This window comes from Lysinibacillus xylanilyticus (assembly GCF_001183605.1).
Taxonomy (GTDB): domain Bacteria; phylum Bacillota; class Bacilli; order Bacillales_A; family Planococcaceae; genus Lysinibacillus; species Lysinibacillus xylanilyticus.
In genome coordinates this window covers 1515120-1534732 of sequence record NZ_LFXJ01000005.1, presented here as the reverse complement: position 1 = coordinate 1534732, position 19613 = coordinate 1515120, and the positions used below count along the sequence as shown (strand labels likewise).

Annotated in this window: 23 protein-coding genes; 20 read left to right on the top strand and 3 right to left on the bottom strand. The window is 36.6% G+C overall.

The features are described 5' to 3' along the window. Window positions 1-89 precede the first annotated feature (89 nt). Genes ACZ11_RS10350 through ACZ11_RS10340 form a run of 3 tightly spaced genes read left to right on the top strand, consistent with a single transcriptional unit; the run spans window position 90 to window position 2739 of the window. A complete protein-coding gene (locus ACZ11_RS10350) occupies window positions 90-1079 on the top strand; it encodes an alpha/beta hydrolase (RefSeq protein WP_049665834.1) in 990 nt (329 codons plus the stop codon). Beyond that, window positions 1079-1750, top strand: a complete 672-nt coding sequence (locus ACZ11_RS10345; RefSeq protein WP_049665832.1) for a response regulator transcription factor — start codon at window positions 1079-1081, stop codon at window positions 1748-1750. The genes ACZ11_RS10350 and ACZ11_RS10345 overlap by 1 nt, the downstream gene beginning before the upstream one ends. Then, window positions 1747-2739, top strand: coding sequence for a sensor histidine kinase (locus ACZ11_RS10340; RefSeq protein WP_049665830.1), 993 nt, complete (start codon window positions 1747-1749; stop codon window positions 2737-2739). The genes ACZ11_RS10345 and ACZ11_RS10340 overlap by 4 nt, the downstream gene beginning before the upstream one ends. A gap of 386 nt (window positions 2740-3125) precedes the next feature. Here ACZ11_RS10340 and ACZ11_RS10335 read toward each other — a convergent pair whose 3' ends face one another. Beyond that, window positions 3126-4025 carry a DUF3298 and DUF4163 domain-containing protein gene (locus ACZ11_RS10335; protein ID WP_049665828.1) on the bottom strand — a complete coding sequence of 300 codons (900 nt, stop codon included), beginning with the start codon at window positions 4023-4025 and terminating at the stop codon, window positions 3126-3128. Further along, window positions 4025-4522 carry a sigma-70 family RNA polymerase sigma factor gene (locus tag ACZ11_RS10330; protein WP_049665827.1) on the bottom strand — a complete coding sequence of 166 codons (498 nt, stop codon included), beginning with the start codon at window positions 4520-4522 and terminating at the stop codon, window positions 4025-4027. Before ACZ11_RS10330 ends, ACZ11_RS10335 begins: the two co-directional genes overlap by 1 nt. Before the next feature lie 357 nt (window positions 4523-4879). Between ACZ11_RS10330 and ACZ11_RS10325 the strand changes: the two genes are divergently transcribed. Then, entirely contained in the window at window positions 4880-5980 is a 1101-nt protein-coding gene (locus ACZ11_RS10325; protein ID WP_049665826.1) for a lactonase family protein, read from the top strand. A 206-nt stretch (window positions 5981-6186) separates the two neighbouring features. Here the strand turns inward: ACZ11_RS10325 and ACZ11_RS10315 are convergent, their stop codons facing one another. Beyond that, window positions 6187-7065: a LysR family transcriptional regulator gene (locus ACZ11_RS10315; RefSeq protein WP_049665822.1), complete on the bottom strand. Its 879-nt coding sequence runs from the start codon at window positions 7063-7065 to the stop codon at window positions 6187-6189. Between the two features lie 133 nt (window positions 7066-7198). On the opposite strand from ACZ11_RS10315, the gene ACZ11_RS10310 reads away from it, so the two are divergent. The 16 genes from ACZ11_RS10310 (at window position 7199) to ACZ11_RS10235 (ending at window position 19386) form a co-directional block, all read left to right on the top strand. Then, window positions 7199-8404, top strand: coding sequence for an MFS transporter (locus ACZ11_RS10310; protein ID WP_049665821.1), 1206 nt, complete (start codon window positions 7199-7201; stop codon window positions 8402-8404). 180 nt (window positions 8405-8584) lie between these two features. Continuing rightward, the gene (locus ACZ11_RS10305; RefSeq protein WP_049665820.1) at window positions 8585-9604 is read left to right on the top strand and encodes an ATP-binding cassette domain-containing protein; all 1020 of its coding nucleotides are present in this window, start codon (window positions 8585-8587) and stop codon (window positions 9602-9604) included. Then, the gene (locus tag ACZ11_RS10300) at window positions 9601-10389 is read left to right on the top strand and encodes an ABC transporter permease (protein ID WP_049665818.1); all 789 of its coding nucleotides are present in this window, start codon (window positions 9601-9603) and stop codon (window positions 10387-10389) included. The genes ACZ11_RS10305 and ACZ11_RS10300 overlap by 4 nt, the downstream gene beginning before the upstream one ends. Before the next feature lie 181 nt (window positions 10390-10570). Further along, the gene (locus ACZ11_RS10295; protein ID WP_049665817.1) at window positions 10571-10954 is read left to right on the top strand and encodes an SRPBCC family protein; all 384 of its coding nucleotides are present in this window, start codon (window positions 10571-10573) and stop codon (window positions 10952-10954) included. Between the two features lie 87 nt (window positions 10955-11041). Further along, a complete protein-coding gene (locus ACZ11_RS10290; RefSeq protein WP_161804456.1) occupies window positions 11042-11575 on the top strand; it encodes a sigma-70 family RNA polymerase sigma factor in 534 nt (177 codons plus the stop codon). Further along, window positions 11559-12443, top strand: coding sequence for a hypothetical protein (locus ACZ11_RS10285; RefSeq protein WP_049665814.1), 885 nt, complete (start codon window positions 11559-11561; stop codon window positions 12441-12443). Before ACZ11_RS10290 ends, ACZ11_RS10285 begins: the two co-directional genes overlap by 17 nt. A gap of 177 nt (window positions 12444-12620) precedes the next feature. Next, window positions 12621-13337: a toast rack family protein gene (locus ACZ11_RS10280; RefSeq protein WP_049665813.1), complete on the top strand. Its 717-nt coding sequence runs from the start codon at window positions 12621-12623 to the stop codon at window positions 13335-13337. A 70-nt stretch (window positions 13338-13407) separates the two neighbouring features. After that, entirely contained in the window at window positions 13408-14487 is a 1080-nt protein-coding gene (locus ACZ11_RS26585) for a hypothetical protein (RefSeq protein WP_049665811.1), read from the top strand. Between the two features lie 138 nt (window positions 14488-14625). Next, window positions 14626-15219 carry a TetR/AcrR family transcriptional regulator gene (locus ACZ11_RS10270; protein ID WP_049665808.1) on the top strand — a complete coding sequence of 198 codons (594 nt, stop codon included), beginning with the start codon at window positions 14626-14628 and terminating at the stop codon, window positions 15217-15219. Window positions 15220-15254: 35 nt separating this feature from the next. Next, window positions 15255-15473, top strand: coding sequence for a hypothetical protein (locus tag ACZ11_RS10265; protein ID WP_049665806.1), 219 nt, complete (start codon window positions 15255-15257; stop codon window positions 15471-15473). Between the two features lie 19 nt (window positions 15474-15492). Beyond that, window positions 15493-15741 carry a hypothetical protein gene (locus ACZ11_RS10260; RefSeq protein WP_049665804.1) on the top strand — a complete coding sequence of 83 codons (249 nt, stop codon included), beginning with the start codon at window positions 15493-15495 and terminating at the stop codon, window positions 15739-15741. A gap of 212 nt (window positions 15742-15953) precedes the next feature. Next, window positions 15954-16382, top strand: a complete 429-nt coding sequence (locus tag ACZ11_RS10255) for a hypothetical protein (RefSeq protein ID WP_049665803.1) — start codon at window positions 15954-15956, stop codon at window positions 16380-16382. 189 nt (window positions 16383-16571) lie between these two features. Then, on the top strand, window positions 16572-17114 hold the full coding sequence (locus ACZ11_RS10250; RefSeq protein WP_049665801.1) for a sigma-70 family RNA polymerase sigma factor: 543 nt from the start codon (window positions 16572-16574) through the stop codon (window positions 17112-17114). Next, complete coding sequence (locus ACZ11_RS10245; protein ID WP_049665797.1) at window positions 17098-18204, top strand: DUF4179 domain-containing protein; 1107 nt, start codon at window positions 17098-17100, stop codon at window positions 18202-18204. The genes ACZ11_RS10250 and ACZ11_RS10245 overlap by 17 nt, the downstream gene beginning before the upstream one ends. Before the next feature lie 86 nt (window positions 18205-18290). Beyond that, window positions 18291-18815, top strand: coding sequence for a tubby C-terminal domain-like protein (locus tag ACZ11_RS10240; RefSeq protein ID WP_049665796.1), 525 nt, complete (start codon window positions 18291-18293; stop codon window positions 18813-18815). Between the two features lie 316 nt (window positions 18816-19131). After that, window positions 19132-19386, top strand: a complete 255-nt coding sequence (locus ACZ11_RS10235) for a hypothetical protein (RefSeq protein ID WP_049665795.1) — start codon at window positions 19132-19134, stop codon at window positions 19384-19386. The last annotated feature ends 227 nt before the right edge of the window (window positions 19387-19613 follow it).

Below are 19613 nucleotides of genomic sequence, written 5' to 3'. Positions count from 1 at the left end.
TTAGACAGCTTTTTTATTTTCTGCAAAAAATTAATTAGAAATTTATTTTTATTGTTTATCCTTTCATTATCAACTGAAAGGGGAATTTTATGAAAAAACTTTTTAAGAAAATAGTTATCTACTTTATTACGGTTATACTTATCGGACTAGTGGTGATATTTAGCTATCATCGATATCAGCTTAGTAAGGAATCCGAACTTTTAAATACTAAAGGAACACTTGTTGAGGTCGATCATCGAAAAATCAATGTTTACACTGAGGGTGATGGTCAGGACACTTATGTGTTTATGGCAGGCTCAGGGGTTGCGGCACCGATATATGAAATGAAAGGGCTATACAGTAAATTTTCAAAAGAACATAAGATTGCTGTTATTGAAAGGGCAGGATACGGGTTTAGCGATGTCTCGAAGGACGAACGGGATATTGATACAATGTTAGCACAAACGAGAGAAGCTCTCCTGAAAAGTGGAAACAAGCCTCCTTATATATTAGTGCCACATTCCATCTCAGGGGTTGAAGCGATTTATTGGGCACAAAAATATCCTGAAGAAATTGAGGGGATTATTGCGCTAGATATTGGTTTGCCAAGTCAATATGTGGAGCAAAAAATGGGAGTAGTCGATTTATGGACTGTTAGGGGAATGAATTTGCTAACGAAAATAGGCTTACAACGTTTAGCCCCTTCGCAAGTGTATAATCCAGAAGTAATGAAGCAATCGTTTTTAACTGCGGAAGAAAAAGAAATTTATAAAGCACTATCTTATAAACAAGTTTTTAATGATGATATGAAAAATGAGTTACTACATGTGTATGAAAATAGTTTAAAATCAGAAGAGCTTCCAAAACCAAAAGACACACCGATATTATTAATAGATGCTATCGCTGAACAAAATAAAGATTCGAAGTTTACGAAGTACCATAGCCAGAAATATGCCGAATTTGCTGAGCAAATTAACATAGCGGAAGTGAAAGAATTAAGTGGTACTCATAGTATCTATTTATATAAGCCTGATGAGATTTATAATCTTGCCATAGAGTTTATGAAGACAAAAGTTGGCAACAAAGAAAGGCCGAGATAATGAAAGGATTTACAATTTTAATAGTAGAAGACGACCAAATGATTGGCGATTTGATGCGAAAAATACTACAACGTGAAGGTTACGACGTTGTATGGAAAACTGATGGACGAGAAATTATGAACTTGATCCATCAAATCGATTTAGTCATAATGGACATTATGCTCCCAGGGGAAGATGGCTATCAGCTGACAAAAAATATTAAAAGCTTAGGCTTAAATATCCCCATTATTTTTCTTTCAGCTCGTAATGATATAGAGAGCAAGCTTCAAGGGTTAACTGTTGGTGAAGACTATATGACTAAACCATTTGATCCGAGAGAGCTCCTTTTAAGAATGCAGAAAATGCTAGAGCAGCAATATGGGACATTTACGCAAATCCAGCATCTATTGATTGATATAGAGCATCGTAAGTTATTTAAAAATAATATACATGATGAAATTTCATTAACAGCAATCGAACGTAAAATCTTCTTTTATTTATTTGACAACAAGGATAGGGTGTTAACGAAGGATCATTTTTTTGACTACTTATGGCCGCTTGAAGATCGAAATCAAAATATCATCAATGTCCACATAAAAAAGATCAGATCGAAAATTCATGATTCATCAGGTACCATCCTACAAAATATTTACGGAGAAGGGTATCGGTTAAATACCTACATAAAGAAATGACACTAAAGACAAAATATCGATTATTATTATTTACTGCTATAGTCAGTGTTCCAATCGTATTGTTAGGGATTAGTGTGTCGATGTCTATTATTTATGAATTCGCTTTTAAAACTAGAAATAAAGGCACGCCATTCCATGAATCTTTCGCCTATCCAACGATGCTGATTGTGTTCTTCCTATCATTATGTTTGCTAGCATTTTTATTTTCGAAATCGATCAATTCATTATTAACGAAAATTAATATGCTAAATAAAACTATTCGTGATTTAGCGAGTAATGAAAGTACACCGAGTACATTAGAGGTTGGTAGTGAGGATGAAATTGGACAGTTAATTCAGTCAGTAAATATATTAATTGAGCGAACTACTTATCGGGAATTAGAACTTAAACAACAGCAGGAGCAACAAAAAGAGCTTCTACAAAAGCTAAGACACGACATAAATACACCGTTAACAGCGATCCGTTTACAACTATTTTATCTAGAAGATTACTATAAGGAGCAACCTAAATTGGTGGAATCCTTGAATGAGCAAATACATTATATCGCTAGCTTAACGAATGAATTTAATTTGCAGTCCTTAGACACAATGGAGAATTCTTATATCGTTACGGAGGAAGTGCAACTCACGACATTGTTAGAAACGATGATAAAAAAATGGAGTTATTTATATAGAATGGAAAACATTGAATTAATTTTCCATTCAGAGGATGCCCATTTAACATGGACGAGTAATGCACTATGGCTCCAACGCATGTTCGATAATGTGTTCCAAAACACATTGAAACATTCAAAAGCAACAAAGCTCGAGATAACAATAAAAGATAGTAAGGTTTTCATGACGGATAACGGTACTGGCTTTGAACAAAATCGTGAAAGAGGGGGACTAGGTTTAAAGATCATCGATGACATCGCTAGAATTCTTCAAGTAACTTATGAACTCCATACAAACGAAGATGGGACATCATTTTGTTTTTCTATTTCAACTTAAAAACAACGGCTTTTTCACTTTGCCGTTGTTTTTTTTATTACATCGAAAAAAGCTAGGTGTTGCTCCACGTCAACAAATGGACAGCTGTTTTGGCTGTCCATTTGTTGTTTTAAAAAAAGCTGTTTTCCCCAAGATTGTTTCAAGAAAAGCCCCCGTTAGCCATCCATGTAGCGCAAAAACCAGCGCCACACCACAGAAAATGAAAGATGATTAAGTTCTTTCATGGGAGTTGAATAAGGCTTTTATTATAGAAATATTTTGGATAAAAGACTTCATTTCGGGATTTTTTTCTTTTGTAATTTCTTTTTTCCTTATAAAGATAACCTCAGCAAAGAAATAATTTTAATGACATCGTGTATATCCTTGATACATTTTCTGTTCAAGGGCTATTTGAAATACGTATTACTTTCAAGATCATCTTTAATGACCTCAGTAGGAATTATGAACTCCAAAGCGCCCATTGCCCCTGGTGCTACTTCATATTTGTCAAAGCAAATGACCAACTTGCCCTCGTTATTGATGTAGAAACTTTGATTTCTATCAATTTTTACAAATGATACCTCTTCAGGCTTTTCAACAATCCCCGCTACCCAGTAGTAATTACTGCTATCTTTCTTATAATTTGCGATCATTTGATCAATGATATTGTTGCTGATGTTATAAATGTAGTTTTCATCTTTGAAAAGACTTGGTAATGAAATTAATAGTTCGTTCTTTTTATCTATCGTATCGAATTGTCTTGCGGAATAACCATTTGATGTGCTGATTTCATAACGCTCGATAGCAAGGATTTGATCGTTGTCGGTTTTCACTTCATAACCTCCTTCGACTCCAATATGCCCTCCGCCCACGCTCTCAACATATTTCATATCTTCCTTGAAGGCTTCAAATTGTGCTTGGGCTTCAACCATATATTTTTTATTCAAGCTTGCTTCAAATTCAGTGTTCTCCAATCCTTGTAAAGCCGGTACTTTGATATCTGCTTTATATGTTTTATCTTCTTCTTTAAATTCGCGGAAGGAAACAACTTTTGCTAGACTGCCAATGACAGGCACGTCTTTTACGGAAGCCGCAAAAGGTTCACTCGTGTTCACACCTACTACAAAAAATAGTGCTGCTGCCGCTACTCCTGCAGTAAGTTTTTTAGGCAATTTTTTATGATTTTTCTTGTTCTTCATTTGCTGATTCATTCCTTGTTTTATTGCTTGCCTAACAACAAAATCTAATTCTTCTGGAATAGGAATATTGTCATATTCTTTTTTCATTTCCATTAATTTATCATCCATTATTTATTTACCTCCTCAATCATATCGATGCGCAATATTTGTAACGCTTTGTACAACCTTGTTTTAACTGTACTGACTTTTTCGTTTAAGATCTCAGCAATATCATCTAGTTTTAAGTCTTCAAAGTATCGAAGTATAAGCACGCTACGGTACTGCTCTGGTAGTGCATTGATTGCTGTATTTAAATCAACATTTTCATATTTATCTACCATTCCTGTATCTAAGTTAGATAGTATCTCGTCATCTATAACAATAAGTTTTTTCCGTTTCCGAAGCAGGTCAAGGGCCGTATTCACGACAATTCTATAGAACCATGTTCTTATATACTCAGGATTTTTTAAAGAATTCATATTAGAGAACGCTTTATTAATGGCATCATGCACCACATCAAGTGCATCGTCCCGATTTTGCACATACTGGTAAGCCAGTCTGTAGTACTTCTCTTTATTCTGCATCACAAAATCTGCGATGTTTGTTCCTAAATCTGTTTTATTCATCTTTTACAACCTCTCCTTAAGGTGAAAAATTCATTATAAGCGCACTCTATTAATTTTGACGTACAGCTAACTTAAAAAGTTTTTCTACCACAAATTAAAATATAACCATTCAATTATTCTTCTTTTACTACGTTACAGATTATTATTTATGAATCTCCAAAAAATAAAAAAGGTAGCAACATTTACTGCTGCTACCTAGATACTTAACTATATATCAATAACAAAAAGTCGTTTTTCTTCAACTATTCTGCCCCGTTAGTTGAATAATTTCAATCTTTTCGAAAACAGCTTAAAATAAAAACCAGGGAATCGAAACCGTAAAAGAACCATATAAAACTATAAAGGAGGAAGGATTTTATGAATAAAAATTTCCCTGCAAATGTGAGTATGGTTTACATGATGACGAATAATCAAGTGATGAATCAAGTCATTGCTTTTTACAGGGACACAAATGGAATGCTCGCATTTGTGGGTGTCTATCCAACTAATGGTAGAGGTACTGGTACAAGGAAAGTCTCTACTGCAACGCCAAACAATGGTGTTGACCCTCTTACGTCACAAGGAGCTTTAACTTTGTCCCGTGATGGTCGTTTCCTTCTTGCTGTGAACGCAGGCAGCCATACTATTAGCAGTTTTATCATTAGTGACAGCGGTGTGCCCGTTCTCGTGGATGTGAAGCCATCGGGAGGAGCACAGCCTAATAGTGTAGATGTGTTTGGTAATCTTGTCTATGTTGCTAACGTTGGGAATCCCGCAAACAATTATGCATCTAACATCATGGGTTTTCACATAGATGAACAAGGGCGCCTTAGTCCTATTGCTGGTTCTTCACGTTCTCTGAGCACTTTCGATGCCGAGCCCGCTCAGGTTCTATTCACACGTGATGGTAGTAAACTTCTTGTAACCGAGTACACTTCAAACCGTCTTAGTGTTTTCAATGTAAATCAAAATGGTACGGTTTCAGAACCAATCGTAAACGATTCTAATGGTGATGGCCCATTGGGTGCATATTTTCTATCATCTGGAATCCTTTTAGTTACTGAAGCAAGTTCAAATGCCCTGTCATCCTATTCATTGAGCAACGACGGGATTCTTCGTGTGATCAGTGGCTCAATACCAAATGGATATAAAACCGCATGCTGGGTAATCACAACTAGAGACGAACGTTTTGCATTCATTACTAATACTTTAAGCGGCACTATTTCCACCTATCGAATCGATCCTAATGGTGTATTGTCAGTGGCAGGACATATTACTAGTACACCAATCGGTACAGCACCTGGACTGCCGATGGATGTTGGAGTGAGTAGAGATGGGCGGCATTTTTACACTCTGAACGGAAATCAGGGGACAGTTTCTGTATTTGCTATTCAAGGGGATGGAAGTTTAGTTAGATTGCAGGTAGCCGCTTGGACACAGCTTCCTTATTTTGGCTCGCAAGGATTAGCTGTTCTTTGATTTTTTTGTGAGGTGGGCGATAAATTAAGAAAGTCGGGTGATAAATTAAAGTTAGGCGATAAATTAAGAAAGTTGGTTGATAAATTAAAAAAGTTAGGTGATAAATTAAGAAAGTTGGCTGATAAATTAAAAAAGTTAGGCGATAAACTTAAAAAGTCGGGTATAAACCTGAAAATTAGGGCGATAAATCTCCAAACCCTATCGAACTAGCTTTGTTCGATAGGGTCTTCCAGCAACAACGATTCAATAATATGTTTTAGTTGAAAAATAGAAGGTTGTTGACTTTCGCTCTTCTTATAAATAAAGACAGTTTCTATTACTTTGTTTAGCTGCTGCAAATCGTAATAGTGAATGTTGGAATAGTTATAAAGATCAATTAGTTTTGTATTTAACACTGCAATCGTATTATCTATTTGTAGGAAATCAAGGATACTACTTACCGATTTTATCTCCTTCATCGTAAACGGAACATGATTCTTTTTTAACCACTCTGCCATCGCCCGTGAATACATACAGCCTCTACTTAACACAAGTAGTGTAACAGGTGAACGTTTCTCAAAATCAAGAATATAAGAATCGTTCGAAATGACTTCAAATGTTTCGGTTGCAATCAAGTCATAATTTAAATCAGGGTAGTGTTTAATAGGATTACTCGTCAGAGCACAATCCATTTCGGCATTATGTATTTTTTGATTTAAGGAAGTGCTAGATTCAACAATGAAATCGACATCTAAACGTATATTGTTTGTTTGCAAGGCATTCATAATGGATGCGCCATAAATTTTAATCGTTGTATGGGAAGTGCCGAGGCTAATTTTCGTATTCGTTTGAGCTGAACCAATTCCTTGTAAAAATTCATCGTACTCTTCTGTAATTAGTTTTAAAAATTTTAAATATTGTGTTCCTACATTCGTAATCTTCAAGCCCTGCGGTGTACGTTTAAACACCTCCTGACCAATTTCTCCCTCCATTTTCTTAACTTTAGAAGTTAAGGCAGATTGAGTATAATTCGTTATTTCAGCAGATTTACTAAGATTTTGCCTCTCCAAAATTTCGATTTTTAATGCTATTTCTTCTATGTTCATGTTGTATGTCACACACCTATAAAATTTTTTGATAGCAACTATCACTTTCCTCCATTTTACGCATTCATAGGACAAGCGTAAACTCAAATACGTAAAGTTAATGAATTAGTGTAACAGCATTGGAGGAATTTTTATGAATACATATTATAAATGGATCATTGTATTAGTAGCTACACTGTCCCAAACTGCGGCAACTTTTGTGACGTACGGCATGGGGCCAATTGCCACATTTTATCAAATCGAATGGAATTTATCATCGTTTCAAACAGGGTTTATCGTTTCTGCCGTTAATATTGGACCAATCTTTTCGATGATGCTGTTCGGCTATTTAATGGATAAAAAAGGAGAAAAACAAATTATCGGATGGGGATCCATTTTACTAGGATTCTCAGCGCTACTTCTCATGTTAGTAAATAATTACGCAGTGTTGATACTTTTATTATTAATCGTGGGCGTATGGTACGGAAGTGCACAAACGGGGGGCAGCACAGCAATTGTGAAATGGTTTCCAGATAAACATCGCGGGCTGGCGATTGGCATTCGACAAACAGGCATCCCAATTGGCGGTGCCTTAGCGTCAGCCATTCTCACATATATGTATTATCATCATAGCCTAACATCGGTGCATCTTGTACAAGGCTTCGTGGCTATTGGAGGAGGACTGCTCTTTTTACTAATTTATCAGGAGCCTAAAAATCGCGTAGCAGTAGCTGCAACCTCTGTCACTATTAAAGAGAAGCTAGAAGCTATTAAAAATAATAAAGACTTATATCCAATCTATATTGTTGGAATTGTCATGATGACCTTACAAATGATACTCGTTGCTCATTTCATGAGTTATTTACATCAAGAAGGAGGTTATTCCTTAACAGAGGCGGGGCAGTATTTAAGCCTTTTATTAATCGGCGGAATGATTGGAAGGGTAGCCATAGCGTGGATTAGTGATCAATTCTTTGCACAGAAGCGGGAATATTTATTAATGATAGTAATGGTTAGTGCAGTTATTCTTACTGTCATATTGCCACTTATGCTACAAGCGCAAGTGCTGATGCTATTCTGTTGTTTCTTATTAGGCTTCGTAGCACTTGGCTGGTATTCGTTGTTTATTGCTTGTGTCACAGAGCAATCGCATCCACATTATGTTGGTCTAACTGTGAGTGCAGCCTTGACGTTGAATCAGTTTTTTATTGTAATCGCTCCTTCGTTATATGGCTATATGGTAACGGTATTTTCAAGCTATCAAGTAGCGCTGGACATTGTTGCAATAGCTGTCGCTCTCGGTGCAATGAATTTATATAGGGTGACGCAAAATACGAGGATTAGTTCAAAAACGCTGTAGTATTGCTTGGTAAACATACGGCTGATCAAATTCAATGAATGTCTTAGATTATTCGTTTCACATTCAGTTCATAAACTTGTTGTATCATCCGTTTATAGATAATTAAATAACATCTATAAAAGTGATTTTCATCCGTTTCATGAAATATGAAACGATGGTAATTAGCGAGGAGGAATTACAATGGGTAATGTGAATAGAATGAAAAGCTCGTTAGCAAATAGTGAGTGGGCCATTGAAGCACGGGGTCTTATCAAACATTTTGGAGATAATCGTGCAGTAGATGGTGTCGATCTAAACGTACGCGCTGGTACTATCTATGGCGTACTTGGTCCCAACGGTGCAGGCAAGACTACTACTATCAGAATGCTAGCAACCCTACTACGTGCAGATGCTGGGTCGGCACGAATATTCGGTTATGACATAGTGAAAGACCCGCACATTGTACGTCAATTAATCGGAGTCACTGGTCAGTATGCTTCGGTCGACGAGTCGCTTAGTGCAACGGAAAATTTGATAATTTTCTCTCGTTTGCTAGGATTGGGACGTACTGAGGCCCGAAATAAAGCAGCTGAATTACTGGAAGAGTTCGGTTTATCAGAAGCCGCCAAACGTCCCTTGAAAAATTTCTCTGGCGGTATGCGCCGTCGTTTGGACTTGGCTGCCAGTCTTATCGCACAGCCACCATTGATTTTCTTAGATGAACCGACTACAGGGTTAGACCCACGAACACGAAATCAAATGTGGGACACAATTCGTCGATTAGTAGATACAGGATCAACAGTTCTGTTAACGACACAGTATCTTCAAGAGGTTGATGAGCTGGCAGATCGACTTGCCGTTATTGACCATGGTCGAGTTGTTGCAGAGGGGACAGTCGATGAACTAAAGGCATCTGTAGGTACATCATCTTTACATTTGAACATTCAAAATCCCCAGGAGATCATAGTTGCTCGTGAAATCGTAGAACAAATACTTAAAGTAAAAACAACAGTAACACAGGGCATCGGAAAGATTACGGCCCCGATGTCAAATGTTGACACGGTTACTGATTTACTTATCGCACTTCGTCAAAAAGGAATACAACTTGACGAGTTTAGCGTACAAAAACCGACCTTAGATGAAGTGTTCTTAACCATTACCGGTGAGAATGTTCCTCAAGAACTCAAAGGCTCTGTGCAAGTAGAGGGGGAAAGAGTATGAAAAGTCAATTACTAAACAAGCCAAGCTTCAATCAATCTTTAAGAAATTCGTTAACGATGGCCTATCGAGGTGTATTAAAAATTCGACGTACACCTGAGCAATTGTTTGATGTAACACTTCAGCCGATAATTTTCACCCTCATGTTCACCTACATTTTTGGGGGAGCCATTTCGGGTAATGTCCAAAACTATTTACCAGTCATCATTCCAGGAATTCTCGTGCAGACTGTCATCACTACCTCAATCGTTACGGGAGTCCAATTACGTGAAGATATGGATAAAGGGGTGTTTGATCGATTTAAATCACTGCCTATCGCACGTATTGCACCACTGGCCGGAGCTCTCTTGGCGGATACGATTCGTTACACTATTGCTACTGTACTTACTTTTACCATGGGCTATATCATGGGGTATCGACCAGAAGGGGGATTAGGTTACGTTGTACTTGCAGGGCTTTTAGTTATTGTCTGTGCTTGGGCTATTAGCTGGATCTTTGCCTTCTTTGGTGTCATTGCACGAACAGCTTCGAGTGTACAAGGAATTTCCATGCTAGTACTGTTTCCACTTACATTTCTTTCTAACGCTTTTGTTCCAGCCGAAACCTTGCCAAATTTCCTACAGTGGTTTGTGAAAATTAATCCAATTTCACATCTTGTCACAGCCGTCAGAGAACTTACAAATACCGGAGCTATAGGTTGGGATTTGTCAGCTTCACTTATTGGAGCTGCGATAGTTGTAATGATTTTTGCGCCACTAACAGTTCGTGCTTATATGCGTAGAACATAAAAATAGTCTATACGCGTGTTTTGATCAAGTAATTATCAAAACACGCTTTTTATTTGGATTTTTTCTTAATAGGATAGCAAAACCTAAAAACAAAAAATTAAAGTCGTAATTGTTATTGAAGTATATAATAGGATAAAATTACAGAAAAAGGAGTGAATTTAACAAACGGAGGAATGCGAAGATGGACCAAGAAAAAAGTTCGATTTGGATTGATGCAAGTATTGCTACAGTTTGGCGAGCTGTCACAGAGGAGCAGCAGCTGACGCAATGGTACGCCCCAGATTCAATCTGGGAAATTCCTAAATTAGAGGCTGGAGAAGAGATAATTTTCTCGATAATGCCGAATGAACATAATCAGCTTTCCGAAAAATTACCGATGGTGTTAACGATAAAAAATGTAACGCCAAATCGAGAGTTTTCGTTTTACTTAGGTATAGAAGAATCACTGATAGCTATAGTATTAGAGGAAGAAAAAAATGGCACCAAGGTCACTTTTAATACGAGTGGCTACGAGGCTTCTCTAGCTAACTTAAAAGCTTTAGTGGAGGGAGAAGATACCCCTTAACATGTAAGTTTCATGGAAAATTTTTTTCATGAAACTTTTTTATTGTTCAACAGTCTAACTGTAAATGCTTTTGTGGGGGCGAGCAAAATGTTAAAAGAACAGAAAGACGCTCACTTAACTAGAGCCATGGCAATGTTCGGGGATTATTTATTACGCGTATGCTTTACATATGTACAAGATTGGACAGTGGCAGAGGATTTGGTACAAGACACATTTGTTAAATACTATGAAAAGATGGAGCAATTTCGAGAAGAGTCTTCAGTCAAAACCTACTTATATCGAATTGCGATTAACAATTGCCATAGTTATCTCTCAAGCTGGCGCTATAAAAAAATACAAGTCATTGATTATTGGAACAAATTAAAGAGCCATTCCAATAATCCTGAGAGGGAAGTAGTGTTGGGAGAGACGGATGCATTGCTCGTGGCATCGATTGAAAAACTTCCAACGAAATACAAAGATGTACTACTACTATTTCACTTTGCAGAGTTTTCCTTAAAGGACATTGCAGTACTGTTAAAGCTACCAGAAAATACGGTGAAAACTCGCTTAAGGCGAGCGCGTCAAATGGTTGGCATCACGCTATTGGAGGAGGGATTCGAATATGGATCAGATTCGTAATGCCATCAATCAAATTTATAAGGAAAGTAAATTCTCTCATAAAAGTCATATGAAAACTTTCCGAAAAATCAATCAGTCAACGAAGAGACGAAAACCATTAACGCCTATTATCCTAACTGTAGTCGTATCGGGTTGTCTGTTAATTGGCTTATATATGATGCTTCTCCAAAATGATATTCATTCAACGACGTCGACACTTGTAGATTCAAATCTCTATCCAGAAAAGACTGGAAAGGTTAAAGACTATAGCGTATTAACACGACCATGGATGGGAGTAGGATTAGTGAGTTCTGCGTTCTTATTTATTTTTGCGATATTAGCATTCATGAAAAAATGGTTTTGGCGAGTATTACTATGTATCGTCATTATTATCGCCATTTTAGGGAATATGTCTGAACGAATTGGCTATCGTGTTTACGTACAGAATGAAGCAGAAATTCGAAATACTGTAGAACTGGGCCCGTTTCATCCAGATACTGTTAAAATGAATGGTACAATAACGATACAACAGTATAGAATTGGCTATTTTTCGGAGAATGGCTTTCAAGGTATTGCAATATTCAAGCATGATGGAAAAGGCTATGCACTGGATCAATATATCCAGAGTGAATTAGATACAATGGTTGCTATTTATTTGAAAGACATTCACTATATTGTTATTCCATTACTTAACAATCATAACATTGAAAAATTAATAATAGACACTGGGGCAGAGCGTATTGAGAAAACAGTTGATTCGAATAATGCGCAATTAATATCAGTGCCTCTAAAATCAGAAATAGCTACTTCTCAATTGCTAATACATGCATTGGATCATGAAGGGAATACATCTATTCTCTATAATGATTCACGTATTTTCACCTATTAATTGCTACCCCGTATGAATATGATGTTTTCATACGGGGTTCATTTTTGACATATCCATGGAATGAGTGCTCACTACGTCTTAGGTCTTAGAAGATTTTAAAGCGGAGGGTCGTTTTTGTTTATGAAAATTCCTATATAATGAATTTATTGGAATATTATATAGCGGGAGGAAATTACATTGAAAAAAATTATGGGATTTGGTTTGGTTATAGGCGCATCATTAATTGCGTTATCGGGGTGCAATTCAGTCATACCAGGTAAAACCAAAGAAGAAACGATTCTTGTAGAAAAGGATAAAGCAGAGAGGTTAGATGTTGAATTACAGCTTGGTGTTGGAGAGATCACGGTTAAAAATGGTGCCAAGGATTGGGTTGAAGGTAGTGCTCAATACAATATTGATAAACTGGCTCCAAAAGTAAAATATGACTTACGCGGCAAGACTGGAAAAGTATCGATTGACCATAAAGGTTCAACTAGCGTGCGTTTTGGGAAAATAAAAAATATATGGGATATCGAATTGAATGAAGATATTCCAATGGATCTATCAATTGAAACAGGCGCGTCAGATGCAGAATTAGACTTACGAGGGCTGCAGCTAGAAAAATTAAATATTGACACGGGTGTTGGCGATCTTAATGTGAATTTAGGTGGTGATTGGAAAAAAAGCTTCGAAACGAATATTGAAACAGGTGTTGGTCAAACTACTGTCATTTTACCATCAAAAGTTGGGGTAAAGCTTACGACGGAAGAAGGCATCGGCACTTCAAGTATAGAGGGCTTAATTTCTAAAGGCAAAGGGGTTTATGTAAACGAAGCGTATGACAAAGCAGATGTGAAAATAGAGATCAACTCAGAAATCGGAGTTGGCGACATTACTTTTAAATTGGATAAATAAAGAAGAGTTTAGTAGGCTACTTTAAATGAAGTAGCCTACTTTTTTTGTAGAAACATAGGTGACGGATAGATTGGCAAAAGAGGTGGGTAGAACAATCAAAGCCGTGGAAAGAACAATCGGAATCGTGGATAGAAGAGGCAAAGACGTGGATAGAACAATCGGAAACGTGGATAGAAGAGCCAAAGTCGTGGAAAGAACAATCGGAATCGTGGATAGAAGAGCCAGAGTCGTGGAAAGAACAATCGGAATCGTGGATAGAAGAGCCAGAGTCGTGGAAAGAACAATCGGAATCGTGGATAGAAGAGCCAGAGTCGTGGAAAGAACAATCGGAATCGTGGATAGAAGAGCCAGAGTCGTGGAAAGAACAATCGGAATCGTGGATAGAAGAGCCAGAGTCGTGGAAAGAACAATCGGAATCGTGGATAGAAGAGCCAGAGTCGTGGAAAGAACAATCGGAATCGTGGATAGAAGAGCCAGAGTCGTGGAAAGAACAATCGGAATCGTGGATAGAAGAGCCAGAGTCGTGGAAAGAACAATCGGAATCGTGGATAGAAGAGCCAGAGTCGTGGAAAGAACAATCGGAATCGTGGATAGAAGAGGCAAAATCGTGGAAAGAACAATCGGGATCGTGGATAGAAGAGGCAAAGACGTGGATAGAGCAATCGAAATCGTGGATAGAAGAGGCAAAGACGTGGAAAGAACAATCGGAATCGTGAATAGAAGAGCCAGAGTCGTGGAAAGAACAATCGGAATCGTGGATAGAAGAGGCAAAGACGTGGAAAGAACAATCGGAATCGTGGATAGAAGAGCCAAAGTCGTGGAAAGAACAATCGGAATCGTGGATAGAAGAGCCAAAGCCGTGGAAAGAACAATCGAAATCGTGGATAGAAGAGCCAAAGCCGTGGAAAGAACAATCGGAATCGTGGATAGAAGAGCCAAAGCCGTGGAAAGAACAATCGGAATCGTGGATAGAAGAGCCAAAGTCGTGGAAAGAACAATCGAAATCGTGGAAAGAAGAGCCAAAGAAGTGGATAGAGCAATTAAAATCGTGGATAGAAGAGCCAGAGTCGTGGAAAGAACAATTAAAATCGTGGATAGAACAAACAAAGTCGTGGATAGAACGAACAAAATGCAAGATAGCAGAGCCTAAGTGACGGATTGAACGTCCTCCCAACATATGAAGGAGACCTTATTTTTAAATACCTTGTCAAGAAATGGTATTGATGGTAACATGTGAATATATCATGTGAATATTCGTGTAAAATATTCATAAAGGAGATATTGACCTATGGCGAGAGGAAAAAAAGTTTTTTCAGAAGAAGATAAATTTCTGATTAAAAGTAAATTGAAAGATGAGTGTATGGCATTTTGGATTTCTCAGGGTTATAAAGAAACGAGTATTGGTGCATTTTGTAAAAAAGCAGAAATATCAACGGGGACTTTTTATAATTTATATTCAAGTAAGGAAGAACTTTTTTTTGAAGTTTTGTATGACATTCAAGAAACTATTTATGGGGATTTTATTAAGCGAATTGAACAATGCCCTGAAAAGTCCGGCTTTGAAACAGCAATAATCCAACTTTACTATGAATACGAAAGCAAACCATTTCTTTATGACGTAAAAACGACCGATTTCACATCATTTTTTAGTAAACTATCGGAGGAAATGAAAGAAAAACTAACATTTGATAGTAGTAATCTTTTTCGAACTGCTATCAAACGAGGAAATCTAAAATTAAAGGTTTCTGAAAAGCTAGCATTTTCGACTTTCAGCGTACTACTTTCTAGTATTGCCAGTAAAGATGGAGTATCAATGGACTGTGATCATTTTGCCGCATTTCAATTTATGACTAAGCAGTTGGTAGCAAGTATCTTTGAGTAGGCGCTCAATGTCAAATATACAATAGGGGGAGAGCAATGAGTTTATTTTGGGGTATTATAGACTTTCTTAAAGGAACAACACCTTTCTTTATCGTGTTTAATATCATTGTAGCAATCGTCCTGCTAATCTTAGGGTTTATTTTATTATCCAAGACGAAAAAGGTTATTGGAATGGTTTGTTTATCAATTTCAATGTTAGCTTTTTTGGGTGCTCTATCCAATGCTTTATTTTCTTACATCGTATTTAAAAATTAGGGGAAAGAGGGATAAACAGATGTTAGACAAATTACTTAGTATCATGGATGTGGCTTGTAACTGGGGAAATAAAAATCTGGAGACTTCAATTCAATTCCCTAAACCCCAAAAAAAGTCCATAGTATTTAGCACTTTTTCAAGTGGAATTATTAGTAGTGCAATCCTGGTGTATGGACTTTTTTTTAATAAAAAATGGATTTTGTTATTTGGTGGACTTGGAATAATAAGCAGTATTTTTATATTTCGACAAAGAGTAAAAAACGATTAGGTAAGAAGTATTATCTTTTTGTATAATAGTGAAGTAGAGGCTGGAAATATGTATATTTTTATGGTTTTGACCAGCTTTGTCCCAGCTTCTTATATGGTTCCACTCTCCTTTCTCTCTTTTACTATATAAAGGGAAAAAAAGTAGCCTTTTAACAACCTGATTTTGACTAAAAACCCTAAAAAGGTTAAAATTTTAATCAGGGGTTGCTTAAAATGAAGGAAAAAATAAGTTTTATTATAGCTTTCTTTTTAATAGCAATGGTCTCACTATATTTTTTTAATGAATACAAAACAAAAAATCTTGTACAAGATTTTTTCGATACAGATTCTTTAGCAGAGGAAACCCATAATATTACTGTCATAAATAGAGATGCAGAGATAAACACTACATCTATCAAAAAAGATAGTACTTTATTTCCAACTTTCATAAATTCACTAGAAAAACTAGAAATAAAACGAAATAGCAACTCTAATTTTACTTATGGGATCGGATACTCTTTGGTTATTTATCACAACAACGCTTTGCATAATATTGATATCAATGAAGACGGACTAGTAAAATTTAATAACAAAACTTATGAAATACAAAATAAACAGGCATTCGAAAAATTCCTTGAAATAGTAAAAAAAAGCACCCAATAATGAACTGCACCCCAATTGTTAGACACAGCATCTAACAATTGGAGGTGTAGTTTTTTTACATAGGAATTGAACCGCCTCTGATGTAATAATTCGAAATCAAACTCACGTTATATTAATGAAAAAGAATTTAGTCAAAGTGAAACCTTTTGATAGAGATATTGACTCTAAGTATTGAAAGGAGGCAACAGCATGGAACATGACTTATCAATCGTCAAACAAGCTATTACAGGGAATAAGGATGCATTTGAGCAACTACTCATTCTAGAGGAAGAAAAATTATTCTATACTGCGCTTTCTTATGTTGGCCAAAAAGAGGATGCACTAGATGCGATTCAAGAAGCGGCATGTAAAGCTTATCTAACCGTTCATCAGCTAAAGCATCCGGAATTTTTCTCCACATGGCTGTTTCGCATTTTAATAAATGAATGCTATAGGGTGCTAAAAAAAGGGCAGAAAATCATTCCTTATGAAGAAAGTGAATTATTAAATCGTTTACAGGAGCAAGAAAATGTTATAGCAAATCCAATCGATTTATCGGAAGCTATTCAGAATTTGAATCATTCTCAGCAAATGGCCATTATTTTATTTTATTATCACGATTTATCGATTAAAGAAATTTCAGGAGTAATGGAAAAGCCAGTTAGCACTATTAAAACGTATTTGCATCGTGGGAAAAAGCAATTAAAACGAGAATTAGAAAGGAGTGCAACGTTCAATGAAAAAGCCATTTAATGAAAACAGTACCCTTCCAGAATTCCCAAGAGATGAGGTACGAGCAGCGATTGCAAATGGAATTAAACAAGCAGAGGAGCAAACAAATATGACTCAAACACCTGTGCAAATTAAAAGAAAAAGCAAACGTAAACCATTATTGTATGTAGCAAGTGCAGCAGCTGCATTTAGTATTATGGTAGGTTCCGCAGCATATGTATCACCAACTTTCGCAAGCACATTATCACAGCTACCAATTGTCGGGTCGGTATTTAGTAATTCAGGCTTACCCGGGTTAAAACAAGCTAGTGAACAAGGGTTAACAAGTACTATTGGAGAAAAGCATACAATTAACGGTATTTCTGTGACGTTAGATGAAATCCTTTATGACGAATCTAATATTACGGTAGGATTTACAATTAATTCTGAAAAGGAATTAAGTAATGAATACTTTGGTGCAGGGCTAGATTTCACAATAAGTGGTAAAAATCCTGAGGCGAGTTCTGGTTCCTATGGTGAAAAAGTTTTAAGTCCTACAGTTCGTACTGGTATCGCGACATTTGATGTGAAGGATAACATGCCAGATTCCTTTGAAATGGGCTTAGTGCTGGAAGGCAAAGGAGGGGAAAAATGGGAATTCAAAGCGCCAGTTAAAAAAATTACGGATATTGTTTATGTTCCAGTCAACCATCAGCAAAAAGCAGAGGGCATTCAACTAGATGTGTCCAAAATTTCATTTAGCCCATCAGGTATAGCACTTGACTATAAAGCTACTGAAAAGGGGACAATTGATAATTCACAAGTAGGTGCATCGTTTATAGAATTCCGTATTACCGATCAAAATGGCAAGGAGATTACTTCGCATTCTGGTGGCGGAGAAGGTCATTTCGATAAGGGTGTTTGGAACTTTAGTAGCACTAAATCCTTTGACCCAATTTCAGTCGATGTTCAAAAATTAACGATTACTCCATATTTAATGCTTCCTTCAGGCGGAGGCGGTGTACAAATTAATAAGGATGGCACAGAAACAAAAATACCATTCGATAAGTCGTCACTAAAAGAAGTGAAGTTCCAGTCATTCACAGTAGAAGTTCCAAAGCAAAATAAATAAAATATCAAGCGCCAAATACAACCTTTGTATTTGGCGCTTATTTTATGTTAGTTTATAGGAAGCAACAGAATGAAGGAGCGAACGGATTGAAGAGTTATACATATAAACAACCAGCGGCGATTGAGTCAACAGAGACAGTAGCAATTAAAAATGATGCGGGGGAAATATCGTCTACTGTTCAACGCGTTTATTCGAATGGATTGAAAAAGGTGTTTGACCGCACAATGGACTATCGCTATTTTGTACGTTTCGATGTCAGCGATGTCAATGGTCAGCCTCTTTTCACCTGTAAGAAGATGTCGCGTCGTGGTCGAGTACACTTTAAAGGGAAGGATTTTGTTTCAGGCAAAGAGTATATGATTGCTTATGATGGCTGGCAAATTATGATCCCTGATTTAATTATCACAGATGGCGTCCAAAAAATAACACTGAATAAGGAAATGGAAGACTGGTCAGTATTTTCTCTAGATGATCAACCGATTGCACGCTGGCAGGCTATTTTTCAAGAGACTCATTTCGAGATCACCTTGCAAATAGAAGACAACAGCCCGATACAGCATGAAGCCTTTTATATTGCAATTGGACAGGCAGTGCTGTTTGTAGGGGCGTAAGAATTCGATAAATCTCAAAAAGTGTCCGATAAAAAGAAAAAGTTAGGCGATAAACTGAAAAATTTGAGCGAAAAATGAAAAGCAGACCCTCTGCTACATAAGAGGGTCTGTTTTTCATTTAGGCTGTTTTCTCAAAGATTGTTGCTTCTGGTTTGACTATTTTCTAATGCACATTTTTTCGGAATACGTTTCAAATTCCTAACAGTTCGTATTAACAATAAGCTTTTTCATTATAAATAAAAAGTTCAAGAGCGAAACTTAACTACATTATTGTACGTATATTATAAATAGTCTGAAATCAAAAAGGAGCCTAGCTATGAAACATTTATCAATTTATGTTTTTATCTTTAACTTACTTTTTTATGCACTAACCTTGTTTAATATTGATCTTGTTCCAGGTATAGTATGGCGAAGTGTATTAATTACAGGACCTATAATAGGGATTATCTTAGCTTTGTTGTATTCTAAAGGAAAATTGAAAGTAATAGGATTATCAGGAAATTTGTTCGTTTTTGTCATTGCCATACTTTTGCCGTATATTGTTACAACATTTATTTGGAATCGACCATAGCAAGTTCACTTCTACAGAGCCAATATCTAAGAGATGTGCTTAGATATTGGCTCATTTAATTTGAAATTCATTAATTATTCTCCTAAGTTTTTTTGCCATCTGTATTACGCCGTATGTTCGAATTGTCTATTATCCTTCAATTTCAATTTTTTCTAATTCCAAGTGTTGAACAGTTTTATTCCATTCGTCATACTTATACCTGCATTTATACATATACAAATACTGCT

Coding starts and splice junctions, on each gene's coding strand:
- ACZ11_RS10350 (WP_049665834.1), top strand. CDS start 90: ATGAAAAAACTTTTTAAGAAAATAGTTATCTACTTTATTACGGTTATA.
- ACZ11_RS10255 (WP_049665803.1), top strand. CDS start 15,954: ATGAAGGAAAAAATAAGTTTTATTATAGCTTTCTTTTTAATAGCAATG.
- ACZ11_RS10235 (WP_049665795.1), top strand. CDS start 19,132: ATGAAACATTTATCAATTTATGTTTTTATCTTTAACTTACTTTTTTAT.
- ACZ11_RS10305 (WP_049665820.1), top strand. CDS start 8,585: ATGGGTAATGTGAATAGAATGAAAAGCTCGTTAGCAAATAGTGAGTGG.
- ACZ11_RS10315 (WP_049665822.1), bottom strand. CDS start 7,065: ATGAACATAGAAGAAATAGCATTAAAAATCGAAATTTTGGAGAGGCAA.
- ACZ11_RS10270 (WP_049665808.1), top strand. CDS start 14,626: ATGGCGAGAGGAAAAAAAGTTTTTTCAGAAGAAGATAAATTTCTGATT.
- ACZ11_RS10330 (WP_049665827.1), bottom strand. CDS start 4,522: ATGAATAAAACAGATTTAGGAACAAACATCGCAGATTTTGTGATGCAG.
- ACZ11_RS10345 (WP_049665832.1), top strand. CDS start 1,079: ATGAAAGGATTTACAATTTTAATAGTAGAAGACGACCAAATGATTGGC.
- ACZ11_RS10265 (WP_049665806.1), top strand. CDS start 15,255: ATGAGTTTATTTTGGGGTATTATAGACTTTCTTAAAGGAACAACACCT.
- ACZ11_RS10300 (WP_049665818.1), top strand. CDS start 9,601: ATGAAAAGTCAATTACTAAACAAGCCAAGCTTCAATCAATCTTTAAGA.
- ACZ11_RS10285 (WP_049665814.1), top strand. CDS start 11,559: ATGGATCAGATTCGTAATGCCATCAATCAAATTTATAAGGAAAGTAAA.
- ACZ11_RS10325 (WP_049665826.1), top strand. CDS start 4,880: ATGAATAAAAATTTCCCTGCAAATGTGAGTATGGTTTACATGATGACG.
- ACZ11_RS10245 (WP_049665797.1), top strand. CDS start 17,098: ATGAAAAAGCCATTTAATGAAAACAGTACCCTTCCAGAATTCCCAAGA.
- ACZ11_RS10290 (WP_161804456.1), top strand. CDS start 11,042: ATGTTAAAAGAACAGAAAGACGCTCACTTAACTAGAGCCATGGCAATG.
- ACZ11_RS10295 (WP_049665817.1), top strand. CDS start 10,571: ATGGACCAAGAAAAAAGTTCGATTTGGATTGATGCAAGTATTGCTACA.
- ACZ11_RS10310 (WP_049665821.1), top strand. CDS start 7,199: ATGAATACATATTATAAATGGATCATTGTATTAGTAGCTACACTGTCC.
- ACZ11_RS10335 (WP_049665828.1), bottom strand. CDS start 4,025: ATGGATGATAAATTAATGGAAATGAAAAAAGAATATGACAATATTCCT.
- ACZ11_RS10250 (WP_049665801.1), top strand. CDS start 16,572: ATGGAACATGACTTATCAATCGTCAAACAAGCTATTACAGGGAATAAG.
- ACZ11_RS10260 (WP_049665804.1), top strand. CDS start 15,493: ATGTTAGACAAATTACTTAGTATCATGGATGTGGCTTGTAACTGGGGA.
- ACZ11_RS10340 (WP_049665830.1), top strand. CDS start 1,747: ATGACACTAAAGACAAAATATCGATTATTATTATTTACTGCTATAGTC.